At 33.2% G+C, this 12248-nt stretch carries 14 protein-coding genes; 1 reads left to right on the plus strand and 13 read right to left on the minus strand.

Annotated features, from left to right (window positions below; translation table 11 throughout):
• Window positions 1-210 precede the first annotated feature (210 nt).
• The 12 genes from BG262_RS07600 to BG262_RS07655 form a co-directional block, all read right to left on the minus strand.
• Window positions 211-1032: an NAD(P)H-dependent flavin oxidoreductase gene (locus BG262_RS07600; protein WP_070788291.1), complete on the minus strand. Its 822-nt coding sequence runs from the start codon at window positions 1030-1032 to the stop codon at window positions 211-213.
• Entirely contained in the window at window positions 1013-1789 is a 777-nt protein-coding gene (locus BG262_RS07605) for an SDR family NAD(P)-dependent oxidoreductase (protein WP_070788292.1), read from the minus strand. The genes BG262_RS07600 and BG262_RS07605 overlap by 20 nt, the downstream gene beginning before the upstream one ends.
• Window positions 1782-2066, minus strand: coding sequence for a hotdog family protein (locus BG262_RS07610; RefSeq protein ID WP_070788293.1), 285 nt, complete (start codon window positions 2064-2066; stop codon window positions 1782-1784). The genes BG262_RS07605 and BG262_RS07610 overlap by 8 nt, the downstream gene beginning before the upstream one ends.
• Window positions 2059-2400 (minus strand): hypothetical protein, encoded by a 342-nt coding sequence (locus BG262_RS07615; protein WP_070788294.1) that lies wholly within the window; start codon window positions 2398-2400, stop codon window positions 2059-2061. Before BG262_RS07615 ends, BG262_RS07610 begins: the two co-directional genes overlap by 8 nt.
• Window positions 2393-3547, minus strand: a complete 1155-nt coding sequence (locus tag BG262_RS07620) for a thiolase family protein (RefSeq protein ID WP_070788295.1) — start codon at window positions 3545-3547, stop codon at window positions 2393-2395. The genes BG262_RS07615 and BG262_RS07620 overlap by 8 nt, the downstream gene beginning before the upstream one ends.
• A gap of 27 nt (window positions 3548-3574) precedes the next feature.
• Window positions 3575-4933, minus strand: coding sequence for an AMP-binding protein (locus BG262_RS07625; protein WP_070788296.1), 1359 nt, complete (start codon window positions 4931-4933; stop codon window positions 3575-3577).
• Between the two features lie 283 nt (window positions 4934-5216).
• Entirely contained in the window at window positions 5217-5828 is a 612-nt protein-coding gene (locus BG262_RS07630; protein ID WP_070788297.1) for an HAD-IA family hydrolase, read from the minus strand.
• Window positions 5829-6593, minus strand: coding sequence for a class I SAM-dependent methyltransferase (locus BG262_RS07635; RefSeq protein ID WP_070788298.1), 765 nt, complete (start codon window positions 6591-6593; stop codon window positions 5829-5831).
• Window positions 6594-6699: 106 nt separating this feature from the next.
• Entirely contained in the window at window positions 6700-7299 is a 600-nt protein-coding gene (locus tag BG262_RS07640) for a helix-turn-helix domain-containing protein (RefSeq protein WP_070788299.1), read from the minus strand.
• Between the two features lie 7 nt (window positions 7300-7306).
• Window positions 7307-7654, minus strand: coding sequence for a GIY-YIG nuclease family protein (locus BG262_RS07645; protein WP_070788300.1), 348 nt, complete (start codon window positions 7652-7654; stop codon window positions 7307-7309).
• A 123-nt stretch (window positions 7655-7777) separates the two neighbouring features.
• Complete coding sequence (locus tag BG262_RS07650; RefSeq protein ID WP_070788301.1) at window positions 7778-9070, minus strand: peptidase U32 family protein; 1293 nt, start codon at window positions 9068-9070, stop codon at window positions 7778-7780.
• A 295-nt stretch (window positions 9071-9365) separates the two neighbouring features.
• Window positions 9366-10286 carry a peptidase U32 family protein gene (locus tag BG262_RS07655; protein ID WP_070788302.1) on the minus strand — a complete coding sequence of 307 codons (921 nt, stop codon included), beginning with the start codon at window positions 10284-10286 and terminating at the stop codon, window positions 9366-9368.
• Window positions 10287-10556: 270 nt separating this feature from the next.
• On the opposite strand from BG262_RS07655, the gene BG262_RS07660 reads away from it, so the two are divergent.
• A complete protein-coding gene (locus BG262_RS07660) occupies window positions 10557-10847 on the plus strand; it encodes a DUF3270 family protein (protein ID WP_070788303.1) in 291 nt (96 codons plus the stop codon).
• Between the two features lie 118 nt (window positions 10848-10965).
• Here the strand turns inward: BG262_RS07660 and tpiA are convergent, their stop codons facing one another.
• The gene (gene tpiA / locus BG262_RS07665) at window positions 10966-11724 is read right to left on the minus strand and encodes a triose-phosphate isomerase (RefSeq protein ID WP_070788304.1); all 759 of its coding nucleotides are present in this window, start codon (window positions 11722-11724) and stop codon (window positions 10966-10968) included.
• Window positions 11725-12248: the final 524 nt, after the last annotated feature.

Below are 12248 nucleotides of genomic sequence, written 5' to 3' on the forward strand. Positions count from 1 at the left end.
AGTCAAATTTTTTATTTTATAATTTCATTCATAATATTCAAAGATATAAGTATACAAAAAAGCCAGGCCTTCGCCTGACTCGATTGTATTTTGTAGGAATTTTTTTATTAAGGAGTTTTGTATTTATGAAAAAAGTTTTTAGATAGGCTTATCACTTATCTATGTGTTAATAATAAACTTTTTTTAACATCAGCACATCATACTTTAGGACTATTTATTAATCTTTATTAAATTTTCGACTATTTCTTTTAAAGTCAGCAATTCACTTATCTGACCTATTGCTTGTCCACATGGAATTATCTTACCACTTTCTTCCCTGACTCCGCGCATGGCAAGTCCATTTGACGAAACTACAATTTGTACATCAAGAGAACTTGCCTCTAATAAGGTGAGTTTTTCTTTATCAGTCAGAGGAGATTCCTTACTAACTAAGAACAAGGTTCCAACTTGAATTCCAGATATACCAAACTTTTCTAGAGAATCAATAGCTTTCCTTGAAGAGATGCCTCCAGCAGCAATCAATGGAATTTGGATTTTTTCACTTAGTTCTTGCATTAAAGTTAAAGTGGTTAGCTGTCCAATATGCCCACCTGACTCCATTCCTTCTGAAATTATTCCATCCACACCTAAACTCTGCATTTTCAAAGCTTGCTTAAGATTAGACACAACAGCTAAAATTTTTATCTTATGATCCTTTAATTTTGAAATTACCTGCGGATTGTAGCCCGCACTTACTGTCACAATCGGAACTTCAAGCTCAATAAACACTTCAAGTAATTCTTCAATATTTGGATTTTGCAACATCAAATTACAGGCAAAGTTTTCCTTTGTCTTGCTCTTTATAAAAAGTATCTCTTCCCTAAGCTCATCGGCACTTAATCCATAGCTTGAAAGAGTAGCAAGAGCACCTGTTTTCATAACTTCAAGGACAAAACTACTGTTTGAAATACATGCCATAGACCCTTGTATTATAGGATATTTTACACCTAGTAGCTGAGTTAGTTCCTTTTTATCAAATATCGAATTTTTCACATTTAGGCTCCTCATATAAGACTACGTTTTTTCCATTTATCCCAAAAATACGACCAGTCATTCCCTGTAAATTGCCATCTAGTTTAATCAAAGTTTTGGCAAGATCATCGCTAGTTCCAATTTTCCAGTAATCGGGAAATGGTTTATTTTCAAGCTCACATTTGGCTTCAATCTTTTCAATAATTGGTCGTGTCATATCAGTGAGGGCAGCTGGTGAAATTGCATTGACAGAAACATTAAATTTCTTACCTTCAAGTGCCAAAGCTTTGGCAAAACCAATCATACCAGCTTTTGAAGCACTATAATTAACTTGACCGAAACTACCACTAATCCCAGCAAGAGAGGTCATCAGATAGATTCTCTTCTCCCCATCAGTTTCAGCCATTTTCTTGAATACCTTTTGAGATAGGGTGAAAATACTTTTTAGATTAGTCTCAATAACTTTATCCCACTGTTCTTTTTTCATTTTCAAGAAAGTTGAGTCGGCATAAATTCCAGCGTTGAGATAAAGTACATCTATATACGAAAATTTCTCAACTACTTGATCAACAAAATCTTCAACATCTTTGGGATTATTAATATCCACTTTTTCAAGAAGCAAATTATCATCATTTGAATGTAGTTCCCTCAAAGAATTTACATTATCTACACTTTGTCCAAAAGTCGCAACCTTGTGACCTTGAGCAAGATATAAATCAACTAATGATTTCCCTATACCTCGAGTTCCTCCTGAAATTAAAACTACCTGACTATTCATTATATTTTCCCTCTCCAATAAGCTCCGCATCTAAAAACAAAGAAAAACTCTTACTATCATAAATTTTTAAAGTAGCTGTCTGTTCAGTATATAGGGGTTTCAAGAACCTATATTCAATCTCTCTGAACTTTATTCCTTTATTAGATAATATCCCTTCAATTCTTGCCATAATTAGCATACCGAAAACCAATCCAGTATCATGAACAGAATTATTATCACCCGAAACTAGGCGAAATTTTTCTAAATCTTTCCTTGAAAAAATAATTTCTTCAATCATTTTTCACCCTCACATATAGTTTAGTAAAGGCTTCAATATAAAGTCTTTCACCTTCTTTTAAAGACAATTTATATTGCCATATCTGTCCATTAGCTTTTTTAACTACATCTACTCTTTCAAGTTCAAGTAAGTATTCTCTATCAAAAATTACTTTTGAATATTCACCAATGTTTTGTTCCAAGAGAAAATGCTCATTTTCATTCAATTCTTCTAGATCAAACTCCTGCCAGAGTGTTAAAAAGTACGACTTTGGATAATCATTACCCTTATAAGAAACAACATCTTTATATTGGCTAATCTTGTTTGAACTTAATCTTACACTTTTCTTATACATTTGATACTTTCTTAATCATGATAGCTGAACCTTGTCCACCTCCAACACACATGGCAACAATACCTAATCTCAAAGATTCTTCTCGCTCTAGCTCAGTCATCAGTCTTCTAATTAAAATGGCTCCACTTGCTCCAAATGGATGCCCAAAGGCAATTGCACCTCCAGAAACATTCACTTTTTCAGAGGGAATATTTGATACATCCATGGAAGCTAAAACTTGAGCCGCAAATGATTCATTAATTTCAAAACGATCAATATCATTAATACTGATATTGGTCTTCTTAAGCAACGCTTCAATTGCCACTGCAGGACCAAGTCCAAAATCAATAGGATCAATACCAACAGATGCTGAGGCTATAACTTCGAATTCAGGAATTACTTTATTTTCCTGACAAAATGATTGACTGGCCAAAAACGTTAATCCTGCACCATCATTTAAAGGACAGCAATTTCCAGCTGTAATCGTGCCATCCTTTTCAAATGCTGGTCTTAACTTAGCTAATTTTTCAATTGTCGTTCCAGCGCGTGGGCACTCATCTTGATTAATTCCATCAAATTCAATGATTTCTTTATCAAAAATCCCTAAGTCTTTTGCTAGCTCATATTTATTTTGGCTGTTACATGCAAACTCATCTTGTCTTAAACGAGAAATCTCATATTTTTCGGCCAATCTTTCACAGGCATATCCCATATCAGGATCACCATACTCTCCAGTAGATAACTGTTGTCGAGCCATAACACGAGGGTTTCTACCATATAAATTATGAGGTTTTTCCATTTGCCATGGTGCACGACTTGTACTTTCGACACCACCACAAACTATCAAATCAGCATCACCCGCTAAAATTTTTGCTCTAGCAATATTTATTGCTTCAAGTCCTGATGAACATTGCATATCAACAGTTACCGCAGGTGCCGTGACAGGTAGTTTACTTAATAAACCTACTTTTCTCGCTACATTTCCACCACCAGCCACAACATTTCCCAATACAATTTGATCAATTTCTTTAGCATCAATGTCATTTCTTTCAAGCATTGCATCTAAAAGGTGAGCTCCCAACTCCTCTGGTAAATTATCCTTGAAAATACCACCATATCTTCCAACTGCAAGTCTTGCACTATCAATTATAAAAACTTTTTCACTCATCGCTACTCACTTTCTGACACCTGTCTTTTAATCCACTTGTTCAATCTTCAAACTTCTTTTTCCACTACGATTAATAGAAAATTCTTCTACTTCACTAATCGAATCAATGACAGATTTTCTTTTAGCATTTTGCTTCAAATACTTATTTATTTGGTCAATACTTAACCTATTATCCTTAGAAAAGATAATATAGGCCTTAACTTTTTGACCTAGAATTGAGTCCTCTTGACCTACTATTAAGATATCTTTGATTGATGGGTGATCTATGAGTAGAGCTTCGAGGTACTTGGGAAAAATTTTCTCGCCACCTCGATTTATCCTACTGTCTATTCTACCAATGTTATATATCGAATTATTTTTAACAAAACCAAGATCACCTGTGAAAATCGGCTGTTTGGCTTGATTGAAGTTACCATTATTATAGTATCCCATGAAACTCATTGGACTTTTTATAAAAATTTCTCCGATTCCATCTATGGTATTTTCAATATCTACAGTAACATTTGGAAAAATTATTCCTGACTCATTAATTTCCGGCATTTTCTTACGATTCATGGCAATAAAACTAGCTTCTGATGTACCATAAAAATCAATTAACTCAGCTTTAGGAAAACGCAGATAAAAATCATCACGAAGATCTTGACTGACTGGTTCACCTGATAGGAAAAGTCTGAAGTTTTGTTGGGATATATTAGAGCTTTTGAGGAAATTTATTCTTAAAATACTTGGCACGCCGTACATTTCAGTCTTATCAAGATTTAATTCTAAAATATCCTTAAAACTGTCATTATCCATTAGAAAACTCTGCCCTAGATATAGACTTTGGCAAAGGACATAAAGTCCTAGTGAATAATTTAAGGGGGACAAACAAGCTACATATTTGGCTCTGAAGGGAAAATTTTGCTCTTCAAAAGCTCTAAAGGTTTCCACCCAACTTTCATGGTTGCGCACAAAACCTTTTTGCTGACCTGTTGTACCTGATGTAAAGCCTATAAAAAGAGTTTTCTCTGGAAATTCATATTTCCCAGCATCCCCATTTACTTGATGTAATTTTCCTTCTTCATCCCAAAACAAACTAGAATGAAATTGATTACCAATGGTTGAATATTTTTGAATTTCAATATCACTTGCCAAGGGAACAAAAACTTTGTTTAACTTAATAATTGCAAAAAGCTTTGCTACCGCGGATAGTGTACGAGTCATAGGTAGCGCAATAACTTGTTTGTTTATTTTATTGTCCTTTTCAAAATCTTTGATTAGTTGAATTTGAATATCTATTTCTTTTTTTAATTGACTATAAGTGATATTTTCACCATTCTTAAATATTAACGCAATATCTCTATCTCTACACTTCCATTCATCAATTCTTCTGTATATTGTATTCACTATAAAAACCTTCTCTATTTCCAAAAACTTTTGTAACCCATAAAATTATTTAAGGTTAACTTTTTTATTTTTAGTATAACTTATTTAAAAGATCTTTTAAAGTTCATAGAAAATTTTACACAGCAAAAAAGCCAGGACTTCGCCTGACTTAATCGTATTTTGTAGGAATTTTTTATTAAGGAGTTTTGTATTTATGAAAAAAAGTTTTTAGATAGGCTTATCACTTATCTATGTGTTAATAATAAACTTTTTTTCATAAGAGTACATCATACTTTAGGACTATTTAAAACATTTCCTCAATATCTTTCAAACTAGAAATTTGTTTATTAATATCGTTATTAGGAACAATAAAGTTAATACTTTTGATTCCTGAATTTATGGCAACTTCATAGTCAAGTGTCCTATCACCTACATAGTAGGTGTCAGCTCTATCCAAATTATATTTTTCCACTAAATAATCAATACCTTCTGGGTGAGGTTTTCGGATAAAACCATTATCACTTGTTATGACTTCTTTGAAAAATTGCCCAATTCCCAAGCTATCCAGAACATCATAAGCATTTCTACCCTTATGAGTATAAACAAAGTGCTTAGATCCATTGTCAGATAGATAATCCAGAACCTCTAACGCACCTGGCATTAGAACAATCATATCGTTTTTTTGGTTATTGGTGTTGGTGAAATATTTTTTCAATTCATCAAAAGATATATTATTCTCACTAGACAACTTATTAAATAAGTCCTTAACTGATGTATCAATAATAAATTTAGAAACATATTCCTTATCAAAATCTAAGTCAAAATGCTGGTAGGTCTCAAAAAGAGATTCAATTATTGTAGGATAAGAATCAAGAAGTGTACCATCTAAATCCCAGATAAAATTTTTATTATTCAACTACTTTACTTCCTTAAAATTTTTTATATTTTCGTAAACAACTGTCGTGTTGTCCATTATAATCTGTCCATCTTCATCAGAGTACTCATTAAAAATTTCTTCAAGTCCTTCTCTTATTAACAAATACTCTTCTTTATCCTTAAAAGGTATATAACTACCAGTTAAATTTCTATTGATGAAGTCATTTTTTCTATAAATAAGAGGATTCTCGTACTCGGTCATCTTGTAGCCTGTTTCTTGAAAGAAATTTTCCAGAGGTTGGAGATTATTCCAAATTCCCCCTCCAAATCCTTTGAAATTCGGGCAGTATTTTTCAAAGAGTAATCTACATTCATTATTTACAATGCTATCTCCCCTTCTATTCCATACCAAATTAACTTTTCCATCATCTTTAAGGATGTAGCGAGTCTTATCTAAAAATTTTTGCCAATCAAACCAATGAAAGGCTTGGGCAACAATAATTCTATTAACAGATTCTTCTTCAAGCTTTGCATTCTCTGCACTATCATTAATAACTTCTAAACTTTGAAAAGTTCTAGCAAGATCGTGCAAATTCTTGCTCATATCAATGTTTGGTTCAATAGCAATTAAAAGTTGTGGTTCACTTTCTTCCAATATTTGCGAAGTTAATTTACCAGTACCCGCTCCAAATTCAGCTATTTTCAAACCTTTTGGAATAGAGTCCAGATATTTTTCAGAATAGGTTGGTCTTGCAGTCTTATAAAGCTCCGAAACATGTGAAAAATCAGCCTTTTTATCTTGCATAAAATCCTCCATTTATTGATAATTTTAACTGTTTAATTTACAGAATACAAACGTTCTCAAACGAAAACCACCTATGCATGTAAAATAGATGGTTTATTTTCACTTTTCAAAGTAAATCTTTAATTAAATACTTACTCAATCCGCCATTAACTGAATATACATATAAAGAAGCATTCAATTTTAAATCTGGTAGATAAAATGCTGGCATTTGTTCAGGATAAAATCGATTAAGAAAGAATCGGTCTTCATATACATAACACGCAAATAATAGATAATCTTCTTTAGTCATAGAATGTTCAATGCTAATATAATTTGCTTGATCATACTCTGCTATATTTATTCCAAGCTCTTCACTTTTACCATTTATACTTAACGGTTTTAAATTTCTACCACAACAAGATATGCTTGCATCTCCTGTGCTTATTAATATATTTTTACAAGATTTACAAACATAAAACTTTATTCTGTCTATTTTTCCAATATCTTTTGGATTGGCTTCAAGTTTACCTTGAAGCAGATTAAGTAAGTCAGCTCCAAGAATGTTTGACAAGGGTTGCCACATTGATGAGTCTGGAGCTCCTTTTCCACATTCCCACTTAGAAATAGTTTTATTGGAAATATTCAATTTGTCTGCCAGTTCTTTTTGAGTCAGATTTCTTTCCTTCCTTAACTGGAAAATTAAAGTTCCAACTTTTTCGACATCCATAAGCTTCCTACCTATTATCTATTTTCAAAGCGTTAGGGTTCTCCTCTAAATAAAGCTCTAGTAAATCCTCCAAATCACGGGTCTGATCATCTTGAGGGTTATCGTATTTCAGCTTGACTTCCAACTTATAATCAAAGGCATCTTCACCATATTGCTTCCATAATTCTAACATTTTTTTATTAGAATGATTACCCATTTTCAGCTTAAATAGATTACTGTTATAAACCGACTGAGTATCACGGCTTATTCCAACAAAAACGTCATTTGAGTGCCTACCGCTAAAGGAAACAATTCCCATCTCTGGCATTCTGTTCTTATAGTCTTCCTTTAATTTTTTTCTTCTATCTCCATTCATATTATCACCTCATAGTATATTCTAGAAGAAAAATATTTTTTATACAATCTACTAATCGTAGACTTTCTTAAAAGTCAGAAATTGGTATTTAATGAATAAAAAAAAAGCTCAAAGGCTTCTTTTTTATGCTCTGACAGTTTTGCTTGTTCCATCTTTTTGGTAAAGATTAATAAGGCCTTCACCATGGCGACGTATCATATCTCCTGGTTCAACTGCTTGTGGAACTGTCATTGTTAGTAATTCCATTGGATTAGGTGCACGATCAATTAGTTCACCATCTTCGTTACGAAGATTTTCAACAAAAGTTGTAAAGTGTCTAAATCCTGGACCATAAAATTCAATTTGGTCTCCAACTTTAATTACATTTCTTTGACGTACAGTTGCTGTCATTGTAGCTTGATCAAAGTCAACTACTTCTCCCACGAATTTATACTGTGGTATTTTACGACGGGCTCCAAATAATTGTTGTTCTTCAGTTGGTGCTCCGTAATAGAAACCTGTAGCAAGTTCACGTTGCGCTACCTTCCAAAGTTCATCAACTAAGGCTGGTTTAATTTCTTCAAAGGCTTCTGGACTTTCCAGATAAGCATCGACACCCTTTTTATAGACATTAGCGACAGTTGAAACGTAGTGAATTGATTTCATACGACCTTCAATCTTAAGGCTATCAACTCCATTTTCGATAATATCTGGCAGGTGTTCAATCATGCTCATGTCAACGGCAGACATTGAGAATTCCTCTGGAATTTCTCCTGTGATACTACGTCTTTCTTCACCATAAGGCATATCGAAAAGATCGTATTTCCAGCGACATGATTGCGAGCAACCACCACGGTTGGCATCACGATGACTCATATAATTTGAAAGTACGCAGCGACCAGAATAAGAAATACACATTGCTCCGTGAACGAATGCTTCAATTTCAATATCTGTATTTTTACGGATTTCAGCTAATTCTTCCATTGATACTTCACGAGCTAATACAACACGTTCAAGTCCCAAGTCCTTCCAGAATTCTAGTGTCTCAAAATTGGTTGCACTAGCTTGTGTAGAAAGATGGATTGGAAGTCCTGGTGCTTCTTGAGCACAGATTGAGATAAGTGCAGGGTCACTGACGATTACTGCACGGATACCGATATCTCTAAGTGTACGGAAGAAATCTCCTGCACCCTCTTCATTTCCTTCATGAGTTACCATATTTGCCGCTACATAGACTTGTGCACCATATTTCTTAGCGAATTCTACTCCCTCAGCCATTTCTTCAAAGCTAAAGTTTCCTGCACGGCTACGTAAACCATATGCGTCACCACCAATATAGACAGCATCTGCTCCATATTGAATGGCTACTTTTAGTTTTTCTAAAGTTCCAGCAGGTGCTAAAACTTCAGGACGTTTTAATTTTCTTGTGTTTGACATTTTTTTACTCCAATTTTCAAGATTAAAGTGTTCTTTTTAATAAAATACTTAGCTATTTGAAAAGGTCATTCAAAATAAGTATGACCAAACCTTTAGCGATTAGATGATAGTTGTTATTAAGCATAAACTTCGATTAAGTCAGAAATATGACCAGTCGCTAAAGCTTTTCTATTTGTCTAGCTTTCAGCTCCTATATTCCTTCCATAACTCAGCACACAGCTCCAATCTTTCGATTGGAGTTAATGAACTGTATGCTTTAGTTAAGTCAAAAATATGACCAGTCGCTAAAGCTTTTCTATTTAATATCATCTGGGGCGAAGTCATAGAATCCACGTCCAAGTGTTCTTCCTTTTGGATGTAGTTTTCTAACTTCTTCATCAAGTTGATATGCTTTATCTGCTGTAAATTTTCCAGCTTCGATCAAAGTTCTTGCCTCAACAAATAATTTTGCTATTTCAACAAAATCATCACCTGGGCAATAAATTCCTTCTAATTTCCAGTTTACAAAATCCATATCAGTCAATTCTTTAAGTACAGGCATCATATCAACATCATCACTTGCAAAGATATGAGTTCCGTGATCATCTTCAAAAACTGAATAATGAGTCGTTTCATCTTTTGGTTCAGAAAGGAATAGTCCACGTTCGTAGGAATAATCTTCATCAGTTTTGATGAAATTATAATAGTTCTGTAAAAGAGGACGTTTAGTTTGATGAATAATTGTTGCTCCATAAACTAAAATTTCTCCAGGAATATTTAGCTTTTGAGACATTGAAACCAATTCATCTTTTGGTAGTTCACGAGCTAATACTGCAGCTTTTGCATCATGCTCAGCCCAGAAGTTAACTTGACGTGCACTTGTAACCATAGTTGATGCATCATAGATGTATGGAAGATTATATCCATCTCTCTTCAATACAAATATCACACCAGTGTCACCCACAGTTAACTTGTCAACTTGAATATCTTGTAAAAAATCAAGATATTCTTTAATGTTTTTCATTTTCTCAGGATGCATTAAGGCGTTGACTGCAACTGTAACAGTCTTTCCAGCCTCATGCGCAAGATTAGTAATTTCTCTAATCTCTTCCCATGTAAAATTGTGAGGCAGACGAAGGCCATAAGTACCTTCCCCAATGTAGAGGGTATCTACCCCTGCATCTAATAATTTTTTTGCCTGCTCGATGCTCTCAGCAGTTGCCGTTATTTTTATCATTATATAGTCTCCCAAACCTTAATTATATCATGAATCAAGATTATATAAAAAAGTTTTTTTAAAAATATAGTGTATTTTTTCACATCTAATATTACAAATGTTACATTTGCGAAAACTTTCTGAAACTACATTTCAAGCATTATATCTGTGCTCTACACTGTACTTTATTCCCTGGGAAACATTATTGTAATAATTGTAAATTAGTTTTTAATATCCAATTCTTTTTTTTTATGTTATGCTTAAATCACTAAAAGAAGGGCACTATTAGTAATGCAAGCACACAAGGACGACAACTATTATTACAATCAAGAAGAAGAACGTCCTCTAACAAGAGAATTTATTCCTAAAGAGGATCACGCTAAATACATGGATGCAAGATTGAAGGAAGTCATTTTTTTCGCTAAAATGTCATTTTTTTCTATTACTTTAGTTATTTTAAATTATCTTTTCATGATGATTTTGCCGACTTTTGCATCGGTGTTAGTATCTTTCATTATTACTTACTCTGTTTTTGAAATAGGGCGTAGGTTATTTAACTACAATAAACATGACAATGAATGACAAAAAGTTTTTCCGTTTATAGGTGAAACTTTTTTATTTGCCTTCAATAACGTTCAAAATACTAGAATAAAAAACTGATAGATAGACTCTACCAGTTTTTTCGTATATATTTATGAGATTATTTTACAAAGTTCAACAGTGCTAGGAATGATTCTGCTTCTAGTGATGCTCCACCAACTAAAGCTCCATCAATGTTTTCTTTGCTCATGTATTCATCAACGTTTTCAGGTTTAACTGAACCACCATATTGAATACGCACTTTATCAGCTACTTCTGAGCCATAAAGTTTTTCAACTGTAGCACGAACAACGCCACAAGTTTCATCAGCAATTTCAGAAGTTGCTGATTTACCAGTTCCGATTGCCCAGATTGGTTCGTATGCAATTACTAAGTTAGAAACTTGTTCTGGAGTAAGATCTTTAAGTCCAGCAGTAATTTGTCCTTCAACCCATTCAGCAGTTTTACCAGCTTCAAAAGTTTCAAGAGTTTCACCACAACATAAGATTGGTGTTAATCCATTAGCAATGATTGCTTTTGCTTTTTTATTAATATCTTCGTCAGTTTCGTGGAAGTATTCACGACGTTCGCTGTGACCGATAATAATGTATTGAACTCCAAGATCAGCAATTGCAGCTGGAGAATTTTCACCAGTGAAAGCACCAGAATTTTCCCAGAATGAATTTTGAGCAGAAAGTTTAAGATCAGTTCCACGACTAGAGTAAGCCATAGGAGCTAAAAATAGTGCTGGAGCACCAATAACAGTGTCTACTAATTCACTTGAAGGAATATTATCTTTAACAGCATCAACAAATTCTTGAGCTTCTAATAAAGTTTTATTCATCTTCCAGTTACCAGCAATAATTGGTTTACGTGACATGTTTATACCTCTTTTTATTTTTTTAAGCTCTTAGTTAAAGTAAAAATTTTAACTAAGAATCTCTACATGAACATTTTATCACAAATAATTTGATTAGACTAACATAAATTACAATATACCGCTTACAAAACATTGATAATTTGTGTTATTTATTAAACGAAATAAATCTATTAATTCGCATTGAAATTTTAAATACTAATTTATTATTTTAAAAGTTCATAAAAGGTTATAAAGTATGATTTTCTCCATGCCCAAAAGCTCAACTCTTGTTTCTAGATTAAATATTTCAAAATCTGTACGTAATATATCCCTTACAGCATGGAGGAGAGCTATTTTCATTTCTGGAACTGAATGTTTTTTTATAAAGCAATTTGCAATCACTTTCCTTGCCTTCTTTTTTATCTGTTACGATATTTCCATCAATGCACTTATAACATTAGTCGCTAGAGACTGAATGAAATCTGTTCTTTTTTCATGAAAAGGATACTCATATAAATTAATTTTTAAATAATTTCTTTGCTTTA

The organism is Floricoccus penangensis (genome assembly GCF_001832885.1).
In the GTDB taxonomy this organism is placed as follows: domain Bacteria; phylum Bacillota; class Bacilli; order Lactobacillales; family Streptococcaceae; genus Floricoccus; species Floricoccus penangensis.

Bases quoted from the DNA above. Each gene is read 5' to 3' on its own strand.
- BG262_RS07605 (WP_070788292.1), bottom strand. From the start codon at position 1,789: ATGAATAGTCAGGTAGTTTTAATTTCAGGAGGAACTCGAGGTATAGGG.
- BG262_RS07610 (WP_070788293.1), bottom strand. From the start codon at position 2,066: ATGATTGAAGAAATTATTTTTTCAAGGAAAGATTTAGAAAAATTTCGC.
- BG262_RS07615 (WP_070788294.1), bottom strand. From the start codon at position 2,400: ATGTATAAGAAAAGTGTAAGATTAAGTTCAAACAAGATTAGCCAATAT.
- BG262_RS07620 (WP_070788295.1), bottom strand. From the start codon at position 3,547: ATGAGTGAAAAAGTTTTTATAATTGATAGTGCAAGACTTGCAGTTGGA.
- BG262_RS07635 (WP_070788298.1), bottom strand. From the start codon at position 6,593: ATGCAAGATAAAAAGGCTGATTTTTCACATGTTTCGGAGCTTTATAAG.
- BG262_RS07640 (WP_070788299.1), bottom strand. From the start codon at position 7,299: ATGGATGTCGAAAAAGTTGGAACTTTAATTTTCCAGTTAAGGAAGGAA.
- BG262_RS07645 (WP_070788300.1), bottom strand. From the start codon at position 7,654: ATGAATGGAGATAGAAGAAAAAAATTAAAGGAAGACTATAAGAACAGA.
- BG262_RS07650 (WP_070788301.1), bottom strand. From the start codon at position 9,070: ATGTCAAACACAAGAAAATTAAAACGTCCTGAAGTTTTAGCACCTGCT.
- BG262_RS07655 (WP_070788302.1), bottom strand. From the start codon at position 10,286: ATGATAAAAATAACGGCAACTGCTGAGAGCATCGAGCAGGCAAAAAAA.
- BG262_RS07660 (WP_070788303.1), top strand. From the start codon at position 10,557: ATGCAAGCACACAAGGACGACAACTATTATTACAATCAAGAAGAAGAA.
- tpiA (WP_070788304.1), bottom strand. From the start codon at position 11,724: ATGTCACGTAAACCAATTATTGCTGGTAACTGGAAGATGAATAAAACT.